The following is a 22,075-nucleotide window of genomic DNA, read 5'->3' on the forward strand; positions in this document are numbered from 1 at the left end:
CGAATAAAACGTTCGCCACACAACACAACGGGGCCAAATGGCCCCGTTGTGTTGTGTGGTGTTGCATTGACTGGCTTACAGCCTTACCGGGTCGATATGCCAGATATATTTCGCGTACTCCTGGATCGTCCGGTCAGAAGAGAAGTAGCCCATGTTGGCAATATTCAACATTGCCTTATAAGCCCACTCTTCCGGGTTTTGATACAGCTCGTCGACGCGATCCTGGCAGTCCACATAGCTACGATAGTCCGCCAGAACCTGGTAGTGGTCGCCAAAGTTAATCAGCGAATCCAGCAGGTCGCGGTAGCGCCCCGGTTCTGCCGGGCTGAAGACGCCGGTACCGATCTGCGTCAGCGCCTGGTGGAGCTCTTCATCCTGCTCGTAATATTCGCGTGGTTTATAGCCGCTGCGACGTAGCTCCTCCACCTCTTCCGCGGTGTTACCGAAGATAAAGATATTCTCTTCGCCCACGTGCTCCTGCATCTCCACGTTTGCCCCATCAAGGGTGCCGATAGTCAGCGCGCCGTTAAGGGCAAACTTCATATTACTGGTGCCGGAAGCTTCAGTGCCTGCGAGGGAGATCTGTTCCGACAGGTCTGCCGCCGGAATGATCAGCTGCGCCAGGCTAACGCTGTAGTTGGGGATAAAGACGACCTTCAGCTTGTCGCCAATCTGCGGATCGTTATTAATCACCGCCGCCACATCGTTGATCAGGTGAATAATGTGCTTGGCCATATAGTAGGCCGAGGCCGCCTTACCGGCGAAAATATTCACCCGCGGCACCCACTCGGCCTGCGGATCGGCCTTGATCCGGTTATAGCGGGTGATGACGTGCAGCACATTCATTAGCTGGCGTTTGTATTCATGGATACGTTTGATCTGCACATCAAACAGCGCCTTCGGATTGACCACCACATTGAGCTGTTGGGCAATATAGCTGGCCAGCCGCTGTTTGTTCTCAAACTTGGCCTGACGCACCGCCTGATTGACCATCGGGTAGTCGATATGCTGTTTCAGCTCATCAAGCTGACTCAGATCGGTCCGCCAGGTGCGGCCGATATGCTCATCCAGCACTTTCGACAGCGGCGGGTTGGCCAGCGCCAGCCAGCGGCGCGGCGTCACACCGTTGGTCACGTTGATAAAGCGCATTGGGAAGATTTTGGCGAATTCGGCAAACAGTGACTCCACCATCAGTCGGGAATGCAGCTCGGACACCCCGTTGACCTTGTGGCTGACCACTACCGCCAGCCAGGCCATCCGCACACGGCGGCCGTTAGACTCGTCGATAATCGAGGTGCGGCTGAGGAGGTCGGTATCGTTCGGATACTGCTCCTGCAAAGTCTTGAGGAAATAGTCGTTAATCTCGAAGATAATCTGCAGATGGCGCGGCAGAATTTTACCCAGCATATCCACCGGCCAGGTCTCGAGCGCTTCGCTCATCAGGGTGTGGTTGGTATAGGAGAAGACCTGACAGGTCACCTCGAACGCCTCGTCCCAGCTGAACTTATGTTCGTCGATAAGCAGACGCATCAGCTCCGGTATCGACAGCACCGGGTGGGTGTCATTCAGGTGAATGGCAATCTTGTCCGCCAGGTTGTCATAGGTTTTATGCAACATGTAATGGCGACTCAGGATATCCTGCACCGTGGCCGACACGAGGAAATACTCCTGGCGCAGGCGCAGCTCGCGGCCGGAGTAGGTCGAGTCGTCCGGATAGAGCACGCGGGAGACGTTTTCGGAGTGGTTTTTATCCTCTACCGCGGCGAAGTAGTCGCCCTGGTTGAATTTACCGAGGTTAATTTCGCTACTGGCCTGCGCGCTCCACAGACGCAGCGTGTTGGTGGCGTCGGTGTCAAAGCCGGGGATGATCTGGTCGTAGGCTTCCGCAATGATCTCCTCCGTCTCAATCCAGCGGGTTTTCTTTCCTTCCTGCTGAATGCGGCCGCCGAAGCGCACTTTATAGCGGGTGTTGTGGCGCTCAAACTCCCACGGGTTACCGTACTCCAGCCAGTAGTCAGGAGACTCTTTTTGCCGGCCATCGACAATATTCTGTTTAAACATCCCGTAGTCGTAGCGGATGCCGTAACCGCGTCCCGGCAGACCCAGCGCCGCCAGGGAGTCAAGGAAGCAAGCCGCCAGGCGGCCCAGACCGCCGTTGCCAAGCCCGGGGTCATTCTCTTCATCGATCAGCTCTTCGAGATCGAGCCCCATCTCCGCCAGCGCGCTGCTCACATCGTCATAAATGCCCAGCGACAGCAGCGCATTCGAGAGGGTGCGGCCGATCAGAAACTCCATCGACAGATAGTACACCTGGCGCACTTCCTGGGAGAGCTGCGCGCGGTTGGAGCGCAGCCAGCGCTCCACCATGCGATCGCGAACGGCAAACAGCGTGGCGTTAAGCCATTCATGCTTGTTGGCGATGGCCGGATCTTTACCGATGATAAACATCAGTTTATAGGCAATAGAATGCTTTAACGCCTCAACGCTCAGCGTCGGTGATGCATAGCTAAAGGGTACATTCATAACAATGACTCCAGTGGTTACATCAAGCGTTGATAAAGTTCGCGATAGGAGTTCGCGGCAACCTGCCAGCTAAAATCCATATTCATCGCCTGACGCTGCACGTAGCGCCAGAGCGACGGGCGCGACCAGAGGACAAAGGCGCGACGGATAGCGCGCAGCAATGACAGCGCATTGCTGTCCTCAAAGACAAACCCTGTCGCCAGACCATCGGCCAGATTCTCCAGCGAACTGTCAGCGACGGTGTCCGCCAGACCGCCGGTGCGGCGCACCAGCGGCAGCGTCCCGTACTTCAGACCATACAGCTGGGTCAGGCCGCAGGGTTCAAAGCGGCTCGGGACCAGAATGACGTCGGCGCCGCCCATAATGCGGTGGGAGAAGGCCTCATGGTAGCCAATCTGCACACCCACTTTGCCCGGGTGTTCGGCGGCGGCGGCGAGGAAACCTTCCTGCAGCACCGGATCGCCGGCGCCCAGTAGCGCCAGCTGGCCGCCCTGCTCAAGCAGACCCGGCAGCGCTTCAAGCACCAGGTCCAGCCCTTTCTGGCTGGTAAGACGGCTGACGACGGCAAACAACGGCGCTTTATCATCGACCTTCAGGCCCATGGCAATCTGCAGCTGACGCTTGTTCTCCGCCTTCTCCTCCAGCGTGTCGCGATCGTAGCGCATCGGCAGCAGCAGATCGTTTTGCGGGCTCCAGATACCGTCGTCAACGCCGTTGAGAATTCCCGACAGCCGACCTTCATGATGGCGCTGGCGCAGCAGCCCCTCCATGCCGTAGGCGTACTGCGGCTCGGTGATCTCGCGCGCGTAGGTCGGGCTCACCGCCGTAATATGGTCGGCGTAGTAGAGGCCGGCCTTGAGAAACGAGATCTGCCCGTTAAACTCGAGGCCATGCATGTTATAGAACGACCACGGCAGCTCAATGTCATTCATATGCCAGGAGTAAAACATCCCCTGGTACGCCAGGTTGTGCACGGTAAACACCGATTTAGCCGGGCGTCCGCGCGCCGCCAGGTAGGCCGGCGTCAGGCCGGCGTGCCAGTCATGGGCATGCACCACATCCGGGCGCCAGAACGGATCCAGTCCGCTGGCCATTTCACTTCCCACCCAGCCCAGCAGCGCAAAGCGCAGGACGTTGTCGGGATAAGCGTGCTGGTTGGTATCGTGGTAAGGGCTCCCCGGACGGTCATAGAGATGCGGGGCGTCTATCAAGTAGATCCCCACGCCGTTAAAGTGGCCGTACAGCAGCGTGATCCGCCCGGCGAAGGTATCCCGGCGGGTCACCACCTGGGCATCCACCACGCCGCGACGGATATCGGGAAACGCCGGCAACAGCACGCGCGTATCGATACCCTCCGCGATTTGCGCCGCCGGCAGTGCGCCGATGACGTCCGCCAGACCGCCCGTCTTTAACAGCGGGAACATCTCAGAACATACATGTAAGACCTGCATTAGCGCTCCTGTTTGTGCCCTAATTTCCGCAGCATGTCGCGGGTCACCAGCACGATACCTTCCTCTGAGCGATAGAAGCGGCGTGCATCCTCTTCCGCATTCTCACCAATCACCATTCCTTCCGGGATAACACAGGCGCGGTCAATCACGCAGCGACGCAGGCGGCATGAGCGCCCCACCCAGACATCTGGCAACAAGACTGCCGAATCAATGTTACAGAACGAATTCACCCGCACGCGCGGGAACAGCACCGACTGCACCACCACCGACCCGGAGATAATGCACCCCCCGGAAACCAGCGAGTTCAGGGTCATGCCGTGGCTACCGGAGCGGTCCTGCACGAACTTCGCCGGCGGCAGCGATTCCATATGGGTGCGGATCGGCCAGTTCTGGTCGTACATATCCAGCTCCGGCGTGACTGACGCCAGATCGAGGTTAGCCTTCCAGTAGGCTTCCAGCGTCCCCACGTCGCGCCAGTAAGGTTCGGCGTTCGGGTCGGACTGCACGCAGGAGAGCGGGAAAGGATGTGCATAAGCCATGCCAGCTTCGGTGATCTTCGGAATGATGTCTTTACCGAAATCGTGGCTGGAGTTCTCGTTGCGATCGTCTTCTTCCAGCAGCTCATAAAGATAGGCGGCGTCAAAGACATAAATGCCCATGCTGGCCAGCGATTTGGTCGGGTCGGTCGGCATCGCCGGCGGGTTGGCGGGTTTCTCGACAAACTCAATGATTTTTTCGTTTTCGTCGACCGCCATGACGCCGAAGGCGGATGCCTCTTCAATGGGCACCGGCATGCAGGCCACGGTGCAACGCGCCCCTTTTTCGACATGGTCGATCAGCATGCGCGAGTAGTCCTGCTTATAAATATGGTCGCCCGCGAGGATCACCACGTACTCGGCCTTGTAGCGGCTGATGATATCCAGGTTCTGCGTCACCGCATCCGCCGTGCCGCGATACCAATTTTCGCCATGCACGCGCTGCTGAGCCGGCAGCAGATCGACAAACTCGTTCATCTCTTCGCTGAAGAACGACCAGCCGCGCTGGATGTGCTGCACCAGCGTGTGCGACTGATACTGGGTAATAACGCCGATGCGGCGGATCCCTGAGTTAATGCAGTTAGATAATGCGAAATCGATAATACGGAACTTGCCGCCAAAGTGAACGGCAGGTTTCGCACGCTTAATGGTGAGATCCTTCAGCCGGGTGCCACGCCCGCCCGCGAGGATCAACGCCACGGATTTGATGGGTAATTGACGCGCCAGCATCAGCGGATCGTTTTTTTCAAGCCTAACCATGATTAACTCCTTTTTACACCCCCGCTTTCCAGCTCATCCCGCCGCGCCGCCGCCACGGGTCCAACCGAAAGCTTCAGGGCTTACGACCTTTGAAATACGCACACTCCGTGCGCGGGCCCATGCCAGACAGCCATGATGACCGGATTATCCTCTCCGGCGAATGGAGGAACGGCGCGCCATTCCCCCTCGGGTAAAACCATATCGACCACCTCTGCGGTGGCGTTCAGCGTGAGCAGCCAGCGATCCGACAACTGGATCTGCATACACGCGGCCCCCTGCTGCCACTCCGCGGCAGTCAGGGGCTGGGCGTTGCGATTAAGCCAGCGGACGTTGCCATCCCCCTCCTGCCACCAGCGGTTGCGGGTGAGCGCCGGAATACGACGCCGCAGGTGGATCAGCGCCGCGGTAAAGGCGGTTAATCCCGGGTTCGCCTGGCGCCAGTCCAGCCACGTCAGGGCGTTGTCCTGGCAGTAAGCATTATTGTTACCGTGCTGGCTGTGGCCCTGTTCATCGCCCGCCAGCAGCATTGGCGTCCCCTGAGCCAGCAGCAGCGTCGTCAGCAGCGCATGCGCGCTGGCGCGCCGCCGTTCAATCACCGCAAAATTCGCTTCTAATCCTTCTATACCATGATTGTTGCTGTAGTTATTGTTAGTCCCATCGCGATTCTCCTCCCCGTTTGCCTCATTGTGTTTCTGATTGAAACAAACGCAGTCGCGCAGCGTGAAGCCATCGTGGGCCGTCACCAGGTTGACCGTCGCCGATGGCGGCTTGCCATCGCGGGCAAAGAGATCGCTGGAGGCCGCGAAACGTTGGGCAAAATCCCCCAGGGAGACATTTTGCTGTAGCCAGAAGCGTCGGGCGCTATCGCGAAAATGGTCATTCCATTCAGCGAACAGCGGTGGGAAATTACCCATCTGATAGCCGCCCGGGCCGATATCCCAGGGTTCCGCAATCAGTTTCACCTGCGACAGCACGCTGTCGCGGCGGATAGCCTCGAACAGCGGCGCATCCTGGCGGAATTCCGGCGTCCGCCCCATCACTGAGGCGAGGTCGAAGCGAAAGCCGTCGACATGGCACTCATCCACCCAAAAGCGCAAACACTGGCGCGCCCACTCCACCACGCCGGGGTGGCTAAGATTGAGCGTATTACCGCACCCGGTCCAGTTGTGATAATCGCCATCCTCCCTTACCCAATAATAGCTACGGTTGTCGATTCCGCGCAGGGAGACGGTGGGCCCGTCGAGATCGATTTCCGCACTATGGTTGAGCACGATATCCAGAATCACTTCGATACCGGCGGCGTGCAGCGCCTTAACCGCATCGCGAAACTCATCCAGGGCGCGATCCGGGTCGCTGGCGTAGCGCGGATCCAGCGCGAACCACGCCAACGGGTTGTAGCCCCAGTAGTTGCTTAACCCCATCCGCTGCAGTCGCGGCTCGCTGGCGAACTGCGCCACCGGCAACAGCTCAAGGGCGCTGATGCCCAGCGATTTGAAGTAAGCGATCATCGCCGGGTGGCCCAGCGCTTTATAGGTTCCGCGAATGGCTTCCGGTAGCTGCGGATTAAGCAAGGTGAGCCCTTTCACGTGCGCTTCATAAATCACCGTTTCCCCCCATGGGGTACGCGGCGGTTTATCGCCACGCCAGTCATAGCGCAGATCCACCACCTGCGATTTTGGCGCGACCGCGGCGCTGTCGCGGCGATCGGGCTGCCACATGCCGCCGTGCAGGCGCTCATCGTCAGGCAGATCGCCCTCGACCCGGTGGGCGCTGGGATCGATCAACAGCTTGGCCGGGTTAAAGCGGTGCCCCTGCGCCGGGTCCCAGGGACCATGTACCCGATAGCCGTAGCGCAGGCCCGGCCCGGCGGCGGCCAGCCAGCCGTGCCAGATGTCGCCGCTGCGCGCCGGGAGATCGAAGCGTTGCTCGTTGCCCTGCTCGTCGAATACGCACAGCTCCACCCGCTCCGCATGGGCGGAGAAGAGGGCGAAATTCACCCCCTTGCCGTCATAGCTGGCGCCCAATGGCGCAGGTTTGCCTGCCGCGAGTGAGGTCATTGCGCCTCCCGGACCAGCCAGATCGTCGCCAGCGGGGGCAGGGTCAGCGACAGCGAATGTTCGCGGCCATGGCTGGCGATAGCGTCGCTTTCCACCACGCCGCCATTGCCCTGATTGCTGCCGTGATAGTGCATGGAGTCGGTATTTAGCGCCTCGCGCCAGCGGCCCGGCTGGTTAATGCCGAAGCGGTAGTCGTGGCGCGGCACCGGCGTGAAGTTGCTGGCGACGATAATCTCGTTGCCCGCCCGGTCACGGCGTACAAAGACAAACACCGAGCGCTCATGGTCGTCGACCACCAGCCATTCGAAGCCGTAGGGGTCAAAATCCAGCTCGTGCAGCGCTTTATGATGCCGGTAGGTATGGTTCAGGTCGCGCACCAGCCGCTGGACGCCGTGGTGCCAGTTGTCGCCGCCCTCCAGCAGATGCCAGTCGAGGCTAACGTCATGGTTCCACTCGCGGCCCTGAGCGAACTCATTGCCCATAAACAGCAGCTTTTTCCCCGGGAAGGCGAACAGCCAGCCGTAGTAGGCGCGCAGGTTGGCGAACTTCTGCCAGGCATCGCCCGGCATGCGGTCGAGAATCGATTTTTTGCCGTGCACCACTTCATCGTGGGAGAGCGGCAGCACAAAATTCTCGGTGTAGTTGTAGAGCATGCCGAAGGTCATTTTGTCGTGATGGTAGCGGCGATGCACCGGATCGAGCTTCATGTAATCCAGGGTGTCGTGCATCCAGCCGAGGTTCCATTTGAACCAGAAACCGAGGCCGCCGCCGGCTGGCGGACGGGTCACCCCGGTAAAATCGGTGGACTCTTCCGCCATGGTGACCGCGCCCGGAGTCTGTTCGCCAAGGATGCGGTTGGTGTTGCGCAGAAACTCAATGGCTTCCAGATTCTCCCGACCGCCGTATTCGTTGGGGATCCACTCTCCCGCCTTGCGGCTATAATCGCGATAGATCATCGAGGCCACCGCGTCGACCCGCAGCGCATCGATGCCGAAGCGTTCGATCCAGTACAGCGCGTTACCCACCAGGTAGTTGCTGACTTCCCGACGTCCGTAGTTGTAGATCAGGGTATTCCAGTCCTGGTGATACCCCTCGCGCGGATCGCTGTGCTCATACAGCGAAGTGCCGTCAAACGAGGCAAGGGCAAAATCATCCGCCGGGAAGTGGCCGGGCACCCAGTCAAGAATGACGTTCAGCCCGGCGGCGTGCGCGGCATTGATAAAGTAACGGAAATCGTCGCGGGTGCCGAAGCGGCGGGTCGGCGCATAGAGCCCGGTGGGTTGATAGCCCCAGCTGCCGTCGAACGGGTGCTCGTTAACCGGCAATAGTTCGAGATGGGTGAAGCCCATCCATTTCGCATAGGGCACCAGCTGGTCGGCCAGCTCGCGGTAGCTCAGCCAGAAATTATTATCGGTATGACGGCGCCAGGAGCCGAGATGCACTTCATAGATAGAGATCGGGGCATCAAACTGGTTCGCCGCTCTACGGTCCGCTGGCTGTTCCACTTTGGGCGGCAGATCGCAGATAAGCGAGGCGCTTTCCGGACGCATTTGCGACTCAAAGGCGTAAGGGTCGGCTTTGACCCGCAGATTGCCGTGGGCGTCAATCAGTTCGAATTTATACAGCTGGCCATTGTGCGCGCCGGGAACGAACAGCTCCCAGATCCCGGACTCTTTGCGAAACCGCATCGGGTGGCGACGGCCATCCCAGTAGTTAAACTGCCCCACCACCGATACGCGGCGGGCGTTCGGTGCCCACACCGAGAAACGGGTACCGGTGACGCCGTCCATGGTGGCAGCGTGCGCGCCCAGCGTTTCGTAAGGGCGCAGGTGGGTCCCTTCCGACAGCAGCCAGACGTCAAGGTCCTGCAACAGCGGACCAAAGCGATAAGGGTCATCGATCAGATTCTGCTGCCCGTGCCAGGTGACGGCCAGCTGATAGCGAAAAGCGTTTTTACGCCGCGGCAGGACGCCGCTGAAGAAACCACGCGAGTCGAGACATTCGAGCTTGCCGACTTTGCGTCCGGTTTTCGGTTCAATAACCCACACGTCGGTGGCATCGGGTAATAATGCGCGCACTTCCAGCCCGGCGTCAGTACGGTGCATGCCGAGCACGGAAAAGGGATCCGCGAAATGACCGGCGATTAGCGCATTAATCACGTCTCTATCAATATGATTAGACATGCTTTCATCCTGTTGTAAGTGTCGCTCATTCCTGTAACTGGCGACTTTTTTTGACCTGAACGGCGCAGTGCTCTCAGCATCCTCCTGCTCCGTCCCACCTTCAGGTAAGGAATTCCTTACTTAAAGCATAGCCAAGGCTGAGTTACCTCCGTGGGGAAAAATCTAACATCCGCGTTTACTCCTTGTATTACGCAAAAAAAAAGGGGGCCTGAAGACCCCCTTTCTGTTCATCCTGGGCTTACGCCAGCTGGCGAAGCATCCGGCGCAGCGGCTCCGCGGCGCCCCACAGCAGCTGGTCGCCAACGGTAAAGGCCGATAGATACTCCGGCCCCATATTCAGTTTACGCAGGCGTCCTACCGGGGTGGTCAGGGTGCCCGTCACCGCGGCTGGGGTCAGCTCGCGCATGGTAATCTCACGATCGTTCGGTACCACTTTGGCCCACGGGTTGTGCGCGGCCAGCAGCTCCTCAACGGTCGGGATAGAAACATCTTTCTTCAGCTTGATAGTAAACGCCTGGCTGTGGCAGCGCAGCGCGCCAACGCGAACGCAGAGGCCGTCTACCGGGATAACGGACGAGGTGGCGAGGATCTTGTTGGTCTCCGCCTGGCCTTTCCACTCTTCGCGGCTCTGACCGTTATCCAGCTGTTTGTCGATCCACGGGATCAGGCTGCCCGCCAGCGGTACGCCAAAGTTATCGACCGGCAGCTCGCCGCTGCGGGTCAGCGACGTCACTTTGCGCTCAATATCCAGGATGGCGGAAGCCGGGTCCGCCAGCTCCGCGGCCACATGATTATGCAGCTGCCCCATCTGGCTCAGCAGCTCGCGCATATGACGCGCGCCGCCGCCGGAAGCCGCCTGGTACGTCGCCACGCTGACCCACTCCACCAGATCCTGAGCAAACAGGCCGCCGAGGGACATCAGCATCAGGCTGACGGTGCAGTTGCCGCCGACAAAGGTTTTCACGCCGTTGTTCAGGCCGGCGGTGATCACATCCTGGTTAACCGGGTCGAGGATAATGATCGCATCGTCCTTCATGCGCAGCGAAGAAGCCGCGTCAATCCAGTAACCCTGCCAGCCGCTTGCGCGCAGCTTCGGGTAAATCTCGTTGGTGTAATCGCCGCCCTGGCACGTGACAATAATGTCCAGCGCCTTCAGCGCGTCCAGATCGAACGCATCCTGCAGCGTGCCACCGGTGCTACCGCCGAATGACGGTGCTGGCTGTCCCAGCTGGGAGGTAGAGAAGAACACCGGGCGAATGGCGTCGAAATCGCGCTCTTCAACCATGCGTTGCATGAGAACAGAGCCGACCATTCCGCGCCAGCCGATAAAACCAACATTTTTCATAACGTATTCCTGCGAGGTGTGTGCTGTTTGTGCCTGGCCAGTTTCCAACTGGATTATCCCTCACCTTACAAAATGCAGCTAAAGTCGCAAGTGAAATTAATCAATGATTGCTGAACAATCAGAAAAGCAACTTATCCTGCACATTGTCCACCGTCGCTGGTCGTCGTCAAAAGCGCAACGATTATCGGGGAAATCCCCCGGGGAATGGAATATTTTCCGTCGCTATTTTATTGATCCTGATTATGGATTAAGCGTGAAATCTGGTGCTTTTCCGCTTGCCAAAAAAAAGCGACAAACCCAGTCACAGCAAGGGATGACGAGGGATACGAGCATCGTCGTAGCGCTAATAAGGGCCAATAGCTGGCAAGGAAAAGAGGGAAAAAGGGCGGTTTATTGCAAAGAAGCCAGGGTAAGCAGCGTTACCCTGGCTTTTTATTTCCCGCGAGCGGGAGATGAGCGGGCTTAGCTCAGCAGCTGGAAGGCGATCATACCGACAATCGCCCCGGTGGTGCCAAGGATGGTTTCCATCATGGTCCAGGTCTTCAGCGTCTGGGCTTCACTGGCGCCGGTAAATTTACCGAACAGCCAGAAGCCGGCGTCGTTCACGTGGCTTACCACAATCGAGCCGCCGGCGATACAGATAGACAATGCCGCCATCTGCGCGCCGCTGTAGTTCAGCTGCTCAATCACCGGCATCACCAGGCCGACCGCCGTCAGGCACGCCACGGTGGCAGAGCCCTGAATGATACGCACCGCCGCCGCCAGTACGAAGCAGGTAATAGCGATCGGCAGCCCCATTCCGGTCAGCGCTTCACCAAGCGCCGGGCCAACGCCGGAGTCAACCAGCACCTGCTTGAAGACGCCGCCAGCCCCGATCACCAGCAGAATAATCCCGGCCGGCTGCAGCGCGTGGCCGCAAATCTCCATCACCCGGTCTTTCGCCATTCCCTGACGTACCGCCAGACCGTAAATCGCCACCAGGCAGGCCACCAGGATCGCGGTGAACGGGTGGCCGATAAACTCGAACCATTCGTAGGCAGTGGAACCCACCGGCACAAAGCGCGCGGCGATGGTTTTCAGGCCAACCAGCACCAGCGGCAGCAGGATCAGCGCCAGGCTGAAGCCGAAGGAGGGCATTTTGCCTTCGCCGAGATGCGGTTCCGTGACGTCGTCAGGAATATGCAATTCGACGTAGCGGCTGATGAAGTTGCCCCATAGTGGACCGGCGATAATCATCCCCGGAATGGCCGCGCACAGGCCAATCAGGATCATCCAGCCAAAGTCGGCGTGCATTTGCGACGCCAGCAGCATCGGCGCCGGTCCAGGCAACAGAAACGCCGCGGCGGCGGCAACGCCGGCAAACAGCGGGATCACCAGCTTCACGAGGTTAGTACCGGTATGGCGCGCCATCGAGAAGGCGACGCTAATCAGCAGTACGATCGCCACTTCGAAGAACAGCGGCAGCGCGCAGATGAGACCGGCGAGACCAATCGCATAGTGCGCGCGATTGTGGCCAAAGGATTTGAGCATCTTGACGGCAATCTGATCGACCGCCCCCGTTTCATGCAGGATCTTACCGAACATCGCGCCGAGCGCGACGACGATCGCCAGGAAGCCCAGCGTACCGCCCATCCCTTTCTCCATCGTCGCCGCGATTTTATCCAGCGGCATGCCGGAGAAGAGACCGGCGCCAATAGAAACCACCATCAAAGCCACGAAGGCGTGCATTCGCGCCTTCATGACTAAAAACAGCAGCAGCAATACCGAGCCGACTGCTGTTAAAACAAGCGTTAAAGTACTCACTAGTGACTGCCTTTGTTGATCACCTCGATGGTGCTGGCCACCACGCCTTCCAGCGGCTGGTCGATATCGACGATAAGCACATCGCTCTCGTCGGCGCCTGGTTCCTGCAGCGTTTCAAACTGCGTCACCAACATTTGGGTTTTAAAGAAGTGCCCTTTACGCGCCTTCAGACGGCTTTCGATCACGTCGAAATCGCCTTTCAGGTAGATGAAGGAGAGGTTCGGGTTGCCCTTGCGCAGAATGTCGCGATAGCTCTTCTTCAGCGCCGAGCAGACGATCAGCGACACCTTGTTGGTACGCTGCATGGCGAACGCGGCGTCATTTAGCGCCTGCAGCCACGGCGTGCGGTCGTCATCGTTGAGCGGCTCGCCGGAGGCCATCTTGGTGATATTGCTGCGCGGATGGAGAAAGTCGCCGTCAAGAAACGCGGCATGCAGTTGATGCGCCACTTCGCTGGCGACAGCGGATTTTCCGCTGCCGGAAACGCCCATCAGGACATAGACGTGGTGATCATGGTTAGTCGTGCTCAAAGCGTCCTCCCACTGGACTGGTACGCCGCGCCGGGGCTGACTCATCCAGCGCGAAGGCGGCGTATCGGTTAATTGTTACGGGTAACTGTTATCGGTAACATTGTCATGCCGGACCTGTGGAGAAGCAATATCCATTCGTGCCAGATGTGAATATGTGTGATCTACTTCAAACTTGTCAGTTTAAATTGATCCGCCCGGTGACAATGTGAAACCTAAATCTAACATCTTAGGGGTAATCGCTTCACCACGAATGCGCGCCAGCAGCCGTTCGGCGCCGATGCGCCCCATTCGCTCGCGCGGGGTCAGGACGCTGGCCAGCCGCGGCTCCATCACCTGGCCGATATCATGGCCGTGGAACCCGGCGATCGCCATATCATCGGGGATCTTCAGCCCCAGACGCTGGCACTCGAACGCCGCGCCGACCGCGAGGTCATCGTTGGTGCAGAAAATGCCGTCGAGCTGTGGATATTCGCGGCGCGCCTGGCGCATCAGCTCAATCCCCGAAGAATAGGACGAGGATTGCTCCACCATCACGCTGTAGGGCGTCATCCCGGCGTCAAGCATCGCCTGCTCGTACCCCTTCTGTTTGATGATAGTACGTTCATCAAGACGCGCCCCCAGATAGGCGACATGGCGGTGGCCACGGGCGATGATCGCCGCGGTCATCTGCCGGGCGGCTTCAAAGTTATCAAACCCGACGGCAATATCGAGACACGGCGACCGGCTGTCCATCAGCTCCACCACCGGAATGCCGGCGACTTCGATCATCTTCAGGGTGCGCGGCGTATGGGTGCGTTCGGTGAGGATCAGGCCGTCAATGTTCCAGGAGAGCATCGATTCGAGGCGTTTCTCTTCCATTTCCGGCTTATAGCCGTAGTGCGCCAGCATGGTTTGATAGCCGAAGGCGTCGGTGACGCTTTCGATACCGCGCAGTACTTCCGAAAAGACCTGATTGGTTAACGACGGCAGCAGCACGCCGATGGCGCGGCTGGTGGCGTTGGAAAGAATGTCAGGGGCGCGATTGGGAATATAACCCAGTTCATCGAGGGCAACGGCAATCTTGCCACGCAGCGCTTCGGAGACCTGCTCCGGGTTGCGTAAATAGCGACTGACCGTCATTTTGGTCACGCCGACAAGATCGGCTACATCCTGAAGTACGGGTCTTTTCTTTTTCATCGTCCTGACTGTGATCAACGGGGAAACATTTTCTCAGTTTATCACGGACAAAGCGCAACCTTCCCTAACATGAGGGAAGGCTGCGCAATTTATTTAACCTGGCTCAGATAACTATCAAACCGGCGGCAGATCGAACAGCAGGATCTCGCTATCGCTGTCGGCATGAACCGAAATCGCCTGCTCGTCCCAGATGGCCAAACCGTCGCTGGTGGTGGCTTTAGTACCGTTGATGGTCACTTCGCCTTTGACCACCTGGATCCACACGCGGCGTTCCGCGGCAATCTGGTGAACCGACTGCTCATCTTTCAGCAGCGCCCAGCGATAGAGTTCCATATCCTGGTACACCTTCAGCGAGCCATCTCGCGCATCCGGCGACAGCACCAGCTGTTTGCCCTGGGCGGCGTCGAAGCGGCGCTGCTCGTAGCGCGGGGTAATGCCGGTTTCTTCCGGAATAATCCAGATCTGATACAGACGCAGACGATCGGTTTTGCTCGGGTTGTACTCAGAGTGGCGCACCCCGGTACCCGCGCTCATGATCTGGAACTCGCCCGCCGGCACCTGCTCTTTGTTGCCCATGCTGTCCTGGTGCTCCACCGCCCCTTCCAGCACATAGGTCAGGATCTCCATGTCTTTGTGCGGGTGGGTACCGAAGCCCTGACCGGCGTCGATGACGTCGTCGTTAATCACCCGCAGGGCGGAGAAGCCCATAAAGTTCGGGTCATAATAGTTGGCGAAAGAGAAAGTATGCCAGGAATCCAGCCAGCCATGGTTAGCGTGGCCACGTTCGTTCGCTTTGCGTAAATAGATCATGTTGCACCCCCGTATGTTGTCGATGGAGTCAGTGTGGACCCATTTCGCCGGCGATCATAGAGGGTGAAAATTGACTCCTCTGTTCAAAAAATATGAACAAGCGCAGAGGAGCCAATTTGACTTATCGGGTAAGGGTAATGGTGGCCGGTGAAGGCTGCTCAAAGCCGCGCTGCAGGATCTCCATATTGGTGAGAACGTCAGTTTCCTTGACGTAATTCGGCTGGCCGTTGACGAGGGTGTCGTACAGCGCGTCGTACACCCGACCATAATCGCCGCTCTCCAGCGGCACCGCTTCGCGCACCATCTCCCCTGCCTCGTTGACATACACCAGCTCGCCAACGCTGTCGTCCGCGCCAAATCCCGGCTCGCCCGGCATGATATTGGCCTTCAGGCTGGTCTCCTGCTGGTCAATGCCGTACTTCACAAACGAACCTTTGTGCCCGTGAACGATAAATTTCGGGTAATCGATCTGCACCAGATGGCTGGTCTTAACGATGGCCTTCATATCGCCGTAGAACAGCTGGGCTTCAAAGGTGTCATCCGGGTTGGCTTTATTGCGCAGCGAGCGCAGATCGTAAGAGACATGGTCCGGGCGGCCGAACAGCGAAATGATCTGATCCAGGGTATGCACGCCAAGGCCATAGAACTCGCCGTTTTGCGGACCGCCGGGGTTGGTCTCCGCCAGTGGGCGGTAGTTATCAAAATGACTTTCGATCTCCACCAGTTCGCCGAGTTTCCCGCTCTCAATCACCTTTTTGGTGGTCAGGAAGCAGGAGTCGAAACGGCGGTTCTGATAGGGCGTCACCGTCAGACCTTTGCTGTTCGCCAGGGCAAACAGAGTTTTTGCTTCCTCCAGCGTCGGGGTGAACGGCTTTTCCACCAGCACGTTTTTTCCTGCCTCCAGCGCCTTTTTCGCATATTCAAAATGGCTGTCGGCGTGAGTGCAGACCACCACCAGCTTGACCAGTGGATCGTTTAATACTTCATCAAGGTCGCTGGTGAAATGAATATGGGAATACTGCGGCGCCTGCTCCTCGGGCTTCGCCCGGCGGCGGTAAATGTGCGCTACCTGCCAGCGGTCTTTGCGGTGCAAAACGTAAGGAAGGTGATAGCGGGTGGTGCTTTTACCAAAGCCAATAAATGCGCAGTGCAGAGTCATAACGCTGTCCTTAGTTAATGAGCTACCTTCAACCATAGCGCAAGCCGGTCCCTCACTTCATCCTCTCTGTTCGCTTGCAGTGAAGATTCGTTAGGAAAATAGTTCGAGTATCACTCATACGTAATTATTAATAACTTATTGATTAATAAGTGATTAGATCAACAGTTTTCGGCAAAAAACCTTGATCGCCATGGCAAAACTGCGGATAAGTGGAGAGCAAACCAGGAGGTTGCTGATGACTAACGGAGTAGCCAGCCGCTGCTGATGGACAAACAGTATCTCGCCATAAACGGCGCCCTTTTTTTCTGGCTTCTCGCGCTGATCGCCTGGTCTGTCGATGCAAGCGCGCTGGCGCGCCTGGCGGCCGCCTGCGCGCTTATCGCTTTCCTCCTCCATAGCCAACGGAACAAGATTAACGCGATGTTTATTAAGAAAAATAAAACGGAACCTCAGATATCAGAAGCAGCCACGCCTCCGGCAATTAACCCAGAACCCGAAGCGGTCGCCAGCAAAAAACACGAGACTACGGTCATCGCCAGCGGGGTGCATTTCGTCGGCAATATAGTCGCCAGCGGCCATGTCTATATCCACGGTCAGGTCACCGGCAACATTGAGGCCAAAGAGCATTTGATTAAGGTAATGCGTGAAGGCCAGGTGGAGGGCAACGTCAGCTGCCGGGAGCTAATAATTGACGGCAAGGTGCAGGGCCAGTGTCATGGCGACAGCATCACCATCGAGGAGCACGGCCATCTGGAGGGTACTCTCGCCTATCGCGCGCTGGCGATCAAGAAAGGCGGCGTTTTTAGCGGTCGCGCTGAAATGCTGGCCGCCGCGGAGAACAAAAGTCATATTCTCGGTCTGGTAGCAGACGCACCCTCCAAAACCGACGCGGAGCCCGTCAGGCCGTAGAGCGCCTGAGATAGCAGCAAAAAAAAAGCCAGCACCCGGCTGGCTAAAGTAATACTGGAAGCAATGTGAGCAATGTCGTGCTTTCAGGCTTTCCGCAAGGGTCTCCCTGAATGCAGGACAATAATAATCATTCTCATTCGCACTTGTCTACTTTTTTGCAAAAAACAACATTGACTCCCCGGCCGCCGTCAGAGATTGTGAAGGGGAATCAGTAACCAAAAAGAGGATAAGGGAATGAGTGACATAGTGATACGCCATGCCGAACCGCGCGATGCTGAACCTTTACATATGCTGATGGCGCACCCGGAGGTCTATCATGACACGCTACAGATCCCCTATCCATCGATGGAAGCCTGGCAGGAGAAGCTACAGCCCAGACCCCATACCTTTCATCTGGTGGCGACACTGGACGAGCAGGTCGCCGGACATCTGTCTCTCCATGTTGAGCCGCGCCCTCGGCGCAGCCACGTCGCAACCTTTGGCATGGCGGTTGCCGCCGGCCATCAGGGTTGCGGCATCGGCAGCGCGCTGATGCGCGAGATGATCGACCTGTGCGACAACTGGCTGCGCGTCGAGCGTATTGAGCTGACGGTGTTCGCCGATAATGCCCCGGCGATTGCGGTGTATAAGAAGTACGGCTTTGAGATCGAAGGCACCGGCAGGCGTTACGCGCTGCGCAACGGTGAGTATGTGGATGCGTATTATATGGCGAGAATGAAGTAGCGTGTTGCCGGGTGGCGGCTTCGCCTTACCCGGCCTGCGTTCGCACCGTTGTAGGCCCGGTAAGCGCAGCAGCGCCACCGGGCAACACATCAATACCCCGCCGTTAAATCATCCGGCGAACGCGGATCGGAGGTGCCATACAGCATGCCGTCCGGCCCCACCATGATGCTCTGGGTACTGCCCATCGCCTCTTTCAGCGCCACTTTCTGCCCCTTCGCCTCCAGCAGCTTGAGGGTATCCGGGCTAAAGCCTTTCTCCACCCGCAGCTCATCCGGCAGCCATTGATGGTGGAAACGCGGCGCGTTGGTGGCTTCCGCGACGTTCATCCCGAAATCGATGGTATTGACCACCATCTGCAGTACGGTGGTGATGATCCGACTGCCGCCCGGGCTGCCGGTCACCAGCCAGGTTTTGCCATCTTTCACCACAATGGTCGGCGACATTGACGACAGCGGGCGTTTTTTCGGCTCCACCGCATTGGCGTCGCCGCCCACCAGACCATAGACGTTAGGCACGCCGGGCTTCGCCGAGAAATCATCCATCTGGTTATTGAGCAGAATGCCGGAATCACCGGCCACAATGCCGGTACCGAAGGTCGTATTCAGTGTATAGGTCACCGCCACCGCATTGCCGTCTTTATCGACCACCGAGAAGTGGGTGGTCTGGTTGCTTTCATAGGGCGCCAGCTTGCCCGGACGGATCTGGCTGGAAGGCTTCGCCTTGTTGACATCAATCTCGGCGGCGATCGCTTTGGCGTAAGCCTTGCTGGTCAGCGCCTGCCACGGCACGTTGACGAAGTCAGGATCGCCGAGATATTCGGAACGGTCGGCATAGGCATGTTTCTCCGCCTCCGCCATCACCTGCATGGCGTCGGCGCTGCCAAAACCATATTTCTGCATATCGAAGTTTTCGAGGATATTGAGGATCTGCACGATATGGATCCCGCCGGAGGACGGCGGCGGCATAGAGTAAACCTCATACCCGCGATACTCGCCGCTAACCGGCGTACGCTCCACAGCCTTATAGCCGGCGAGATCGGCTTTGGTGATTAGCCCGCCGTGCTTTTTCATCTCGTCAGCGATCTGGTCGGCGATGGCCCCTTTATAGAAGGCGTCCGGGCCGTGCTCGGCAATCAGCTCCAGGCTCTTACCGAGGTTCTTCTGCACCAGCCGATCGCCCTTTTTCAGCGGCTCGCCGTTCTTCCAGAAGATCGCTTTACTATTTTCATGCTGCGGGATCACTTCGCTGCCGTAGGTCTTCAGATCGTCCGCCAGCGCATCGTTAACGATAAACCCCTCTTCCGCCAGCTTAATCGCCGGACGGATCACTTTGTTCAACGGCATGGTGCCATACTTTTCCAGCGCGAGGGAGAAACCGGCGACGCTGCCTGGCGTGCCGGAGGCCAGATGCGAAGTCAGTGATTTTTTACTGTCCGGGTTGCCCTGGTCGTCAAGGAACATGTCGCGGGTGGCCTGCTCTGGCGCCATTTCGCGGAAATCGATCGCCGTGGTCTTGCCGTCTTTAGTCCGCAGCATCATAAAACCGCCGCCGCCAATATTCCCGGCCTGCGGATGGGTGACCGCCAGCGCGTAGCCTACCGCTACCGCCGCATCGACAGCGTTACCGCCCTGGCGCAGGATATCCACGCCGACGCGGGTCGCCAGCGCGTCCACCGAGGCCACCATCCCCTGCCGGGCGCGTACCGGGTGGAACACATCTTCCTCGACGCCATAAGAGACCGGCGGCGGCGGTGGCGGATTGGCGGCGACGGTAAAGCTGCCCCCCGCCAGCAACGCAGCGATGACCACCTGACGCCATATTGTTGTTTTTATCATTGTCTTACTCCTGAAAGGTAGGTTTCATTCCCCGCTTAAGCCTGGTTGATAACTCCTAAAAAATCATTGTTATGGCAGATTCGAGGTACACTTAAGTGATCCCACGCACGGGAGGAGAAAACCATGAAAGCGATTCTGTTTCTGGCGGTGCTGATGCCGCTTGGCGTATTAGCCCAGCCGATCAATATTAATAACAACCCTAACCAGCCGGGTTACGTGGTCCCCAGCCAGCAGCGCATGCAAAATGAGATGAAGGTGCAGCAACAGCAGCAGCAAAGCATGCTGAAGCAGGATCTGAACAATCAGACCCGCTCGCAGCAGCAGCATTTGCAAAACCAGCTGCAGACTAATCAGCAGCGTGCGGCCCAGGGCGGCAATCTGAATGCGCCGCAGCAGGTGCGGCCAAATAACAACGGTGGGATGCTGCGGCAGACTAATCCGTAAAGGTCGTCCGCCGCAAATCCGTCTTAAGGCTGGAAATTCGGCCCGATGACATCAATGGCATCGGTGCAGATGCAGTCTACGCCCCAGCGCAGCAGTTCGGCGGCGCGCTGGGGTTTATTGACCGTGTACACCAGAATGTGCAGGCCGGCCTGTTTCAGGCTCGCCACCCGCGCCGCATCCAGCAGTTTGTGATTGAGGTGAATCGACACGCAGCCCAACCGGGTGGTCAATTCGCGCCAGTCATCGCGCCACTCATCCAGCAGCAGCCCGCGCGGCAGCTCGGGCGCGGCTTCCTGCGCCGCCTCCAGGGCGTCGATTTCAAAAGAGGAGAGCAGCGGCGCGGTCATGCCTTGCCATAGATCGCGCGCGGCCAGCGCCACCACTTTCCCGGTCTGCGGCCCCAGCCCGGTGGTCGGCTTAATTTCGATATTCGCCATCATGTCGTGACGACGGCAGCGCTCCGCCACCTGGGAGAGCAGCGGCAGCGGCTCGCCCTTAAATTCACGGCTGAACCAGCTACCGGCATCGACCTTCAGCAGATCGTCCCACGCCAGCTCGCCCGCTACGCCCCAGCCATTGCTGGTGCGTTCGAGATTATCGTCATGCAGCAGAAAGATCTGCCCGTCCTTCGACAGCTTGGCGTCAAATTCAATCATCGTGTGCCCGTAGCGGGCGCCGACGTCGATAGCCGCCAGGGTGTTCTCCGGCGCCAGTTTACCGCCGCCGCGATGGGCGACGATGCGGGGATAAGGCCAGTTACTCATGCGCGTTTTCCTGTTTCACCATCAAAGAGGTGCAGATGTTCCAAAGGCAGATGCAGCCATAGCGTGCTGCCTGCCGCCGGGCGCTGCTGATGCGGCAGTCTGACCACCAGCTTCTGTTCGCCCCAGCGCCCGTGAGCGAGGTTATCGGCACCTAAAATTTCCAGGGTGTCCATCAGCAGCGGAATACCACCTTGCGCCTGCGAGCTTAAGATAAAATGCTCCGGACGGATACCGAGCGTCATTTTACGCCCAGCGTGGCGCCGGTGCTCATGATTCGTCGGCAGCTGCATGCCGCCCGCCAGCTCAAAGCGACCGCCGTCATCGCTGATGCGCCCTTCCAGCAGGTTCATGGCCGGGCTGCCGATAAAGCTCGCCACAAAGCGGCTGGCTGGCTTCTCATACACTTCCACCGGGGTGCCGATCTGCTCGGCAACGCCTTTGTTCATCACCATCACCCGCTGGGCGAGGGTCATCGCCTCCACCTGGTCATGGGTGACGTACAGCGAGGTGGTTTTCAGGCGGCGATGCAGCTGCTGCAGTTCCAGACGCATCTGCACGCGCAGCTTGGCGTCGAGGTTTGACAACGGTTCGTCGAACAGGAATACCGCCGGATCACGCACGATGGCGCGGCCCATCGCCACGCGCTGGCGCTGGCCGCCGGACAGTTCCCGCGGGCGGCGCTTGAGCAGACCATCCAGCTCAAGAATGCGCGCCGCCTCCTGCACCCGCTCGGCGATCAATCCCTTACCCATGCCGCGAATCTTCAGCCCCCACGCCATGTTCTCTTCCACGCTCATATGCGGATAAAGGGCATAGTTCTGGAACACCATCGCGATGCCGCGATCCTTCGGCTCCATCTCGGTCACCCGTTTACGATCGATCCAGATATCGCCGCTGGTCACCCGTTCCAGTCCCGCGACCATCCGCAGCAGCGTTGATTTCCCGCAGCCCGACGGGCCGACCATGACGATAAATTCTCCGTCCGCCACGTCCAGCGTCAGCGGTTGAATTACCTGGGTTTTGCCATCCCAGCTTTTGCTTACTGCCTGTAGTTTTAAACCAGCCATT

18 protein-coding genes are annotated in these 22,075 nt (G+C 58.5%); 4 read left to right on the plus strand and 14 right to left on the minus strand.

Features of this window, described 5'->3' with window-relative positions:
• Window positions 1-75: 75 nt before the first annotated feature.
• The 6 genes from KPHS_49460 to KPHS_49510 all read right to left on the minus strand — a co-directional run bounded on the left by KPHS_49460 (window position 76) and on the right by KPHS_49510 (window position 10,854).
• On the minus strand, window positions 76-2,523 hold the full coding sequence (locus tag KPHS_49460; RefSeq protein YP_005229246.1) for a glycogen phosphorylase: 2,448 nt from the start codon (window positions 2,521-2,523) through the stop codon (window positions 76-78).
• Window positions 2,524-2,540: 17 nt separating this feature from the next.
• Window positions 2,541-3,974, minus strand: a complete 1,434-nt coding sequence (locus KPHS_49470) for a glycogen synthase (protein ID YP_005229247.1) — start codon at window positions 3,972-3,974, stop codon at window positions 2,541-2,543.
• Complete coding sequence (locus KPHS_49480; RefSeq protein ID YP_005229248.1) at window positions 3,974-5,269, minus strand: glucose-1-phosphate adenylyltransferase; 1,296 nt, start codon at window positions 5,267-5,269, stop codon at window positions 3,974-3,976. The genes KPHS_49470 and KPHS_49480 overlap by 1 nt, the downstream gene beginning before the upstream one ends.
• Before the next feature lie 80 nt (window positions 5,270-5,349).
• Window positions 5,350-7,326, minus strand: a complete 1,977-nt coding sequence (locus KPHS_49490) for a glycogen debranching protein (RefSeq protein ID YP_005229249.1) — start codon at window positions 7,324-7,326, stop codon at window positions 5,350-5,352.
• On the minus strand, window positions 7,323-9,509 hold the full coding sequence (locus KPHS_49500; RefSeq protein ID YP_005229250.1) for a glycogen branching protein: 2,187 nt from the start codon (window positions 9,507-9,509) through the stop codon (window positions 7,323-7,325). Before KPHS_49500 ends, KPHS_49490 begins: the two co-directional genes overlap by 4 nt.
• Before the next feature lie 238 nt (window positions 9,510-9,747).
• Window positions 9,748-10,854, minus strand: a complete 1,107-nt coding sequence (locus tag KPHS_49510) for an aspartate-semialdehyde dehydrogenase (protein YP_005229251.1) — start codon at window positions 10,852-10,854, stop codon at window positions 9,748-9,750.
• Window positions 10,855-10,957: 103 nt separating this feature from the next.
• Between KPHS_49510 and KPHS_49520 the strand changes: the two genes are divergently transcribed.
• The gene (locus tag KPHS_49520) at window positions 10,958-11,320 is read left to right on the plus strand and encodes a hypothetical protein (RefSeq protein ID YP_005229252.1); all 363 of its coding nucleotides are present in this window, start codon (window positions 10,958-10,960) and stop codon (window positions 11,318-11,320) included.
• Here KPHS_49520 and KPHS_49530 read toward each other — a convergent pair.
• From KPHS_49530 to KPHS_49570, 5 genes are all read right to left on the minus strand, one after another.
• Window positions 11,317-12,657: a low-affinity gluconate transporter gene (locus tag KPHS_49530; protein YP_005229253.1), complete on the minus strand. Its 1,341-nt coding sequence runs from the start codon at window positions 12,655-12,657 to the stop codon at window positions 11,317-11,319. The two genes, KPHS_49520 and KPHS_49530, sit on opposite strands and share 4 nt — an antisense overlap.
• A complete protein-coding gene (locus KPHS_49540; protein YP_005229254.1) occupies window positions 12,657-13,187 on the minus strand; it encodes a gluconate kinase in 531 nt (176 codons plus the stop codon). Before KPHS_49540 ends, KPHS_49530 begins: the two co-directional genes overlap by 1 nt.
• A gap of 180 nt (window positions 13,188-13,367) precedes the next feature.
• Window positions 13,368-14,363: a gluconate (gnt) operon regulator gene (locus KPHS_49550; RefSeq protein ID YP_005229255.1), complete on the minus strand. Its 996-nt coding sequence runs from the start codon at window positions 14,361-14,363 to the stop codon at window positions 13,368-13,370.
• Between the two features lie 114 nt (window positions 14,364-14,477).
• Window positions 14,478-15,173, minus strand: coding sequence for a pirin family protein (locus tag KPHS_49560; protein YP_005229256.1), 696 nt, complete (start codon window positions 15,171-15,173; stop codon window positions 14,478-14,480).
• A gap of 121 nt (window positions 15,174-15,294) precedes the next feature.
• A complete protein-coding gene (locus KPHS_49570; RefSeq protein ID YP_005229257.1) occupies window positions 15,295-16,332 on the minus strand; it encodes a putative dehydrogenase in 1,038 nt (345 codons plus the stop codon).
• Between the two features lie 264 nt (window positions 16,333-16,596).
• Between KPHS_49570 and KPHS_49580 the strand changes: the two genes are divergently transcribed.
• Both KPHS_49580 and KPHS_49590 read left to right on the plus strand, forming a co-directional pair.
• Window positions 16,597-17,241 carry a polymer-forming cytoskeletal protein gene (locus KPHS_49580; protein YP_005229258.1) on the plus strand — a complete coding sequence of 215 codons (645 nt, stop codon included), beginning with the start codon at window positions 16,597-16,599 and terminating at the stop codon, window positions 17,239-17,241.
• A gap of 246 nt (window positions 17,242-17,487) precedes the next feature.
• The gene (locus tag KPHS_49590; RefSeq protein ID YP_005229259.1) at window positions 17,488-17,964 is read left to right on the plus strand and encodes a putative acyltransferase; all 477 of its coding nucleotides are present in this window, start codon (window positions 17,488-17,490) and stop codon (window positions 17,962-17,964) included.
• Window positions 17,965-18,053: 89 nt separating this feature from the next.
• On the opposite strand, the gene KPHS_49600 is transcribed toward KPHS_49590, so the two are convergent.
• Window positions 18,054-19,799: a gamma-glutamyltranspeptidase gene (locus KPHS_49600; RefSeq protein YP_005229260.1), complete on the minus strand. Its 1,746-nt coding sequence runs from the start codon at window positions 19,797-19,799 to the stop codon at window positions 18,054-18,056.
• A gap of 123 nt (window positions 19,800-19,922) precedes the next feature.
• Here KPHS_49600 and KPHS_49610 point away from each other — a divergent pair, with 123 nt between their 5' ends.
• On the plus strand, window positions 19,923-20,243 hold the full coding sequence (locus tag KPHS_49610; protein ID YP_005229261.1) for a DUF2756 family protein: 321 nt from the start codon (window positions 19,923-19,925) through the stop codon (window positions 20,241-20,243).
• Window positions 20,244-20,266: 23 nt separating this feature from the next.
• On the opposite strand, the gene KPHS_49620 is transcribed toward KPHS_49610, so the two are convergent.
• Window positions 20,267-21,007, minus strand: a complete 741-nt coding sequence (locus tag KPHS_49620) for a glycerophosphodiester phosphodiesterase (RefSeq protein ID YP_005229262.1) — start codon at window positions 21,005-21,007, stop codon at window positions 20,267-20,269.
• Window positions 21,004-22,074, minus strand: coding sequence for a glycerol-3-phosphate transporter ATP-binding subunit (locus KPHS_49630; protein ID YP_005229263.1), 1,071 nt, complete (start codon window positions 22,072-22,074; stop codon window positions 21,004-21,006). The genes KPHS_49620 and KPHS_49630 overlap by 4 nt, the downstream gene beginning before the upstream one ends.
• Window position 22,075 lies beyond the last annotated feature (1 nt).

The organism is Klebsiella pneumoniae subsp. pneumoniae HS11286 (assembly GCF_000240185.1).
Classification (GTDB): domain Bacteria; phylum Pseudomonadota; class Gammaproteobacteria; order Enterobacterales; family Enterobacteriaceae; genus Klebsiella; species Klebsiella pneumoniae.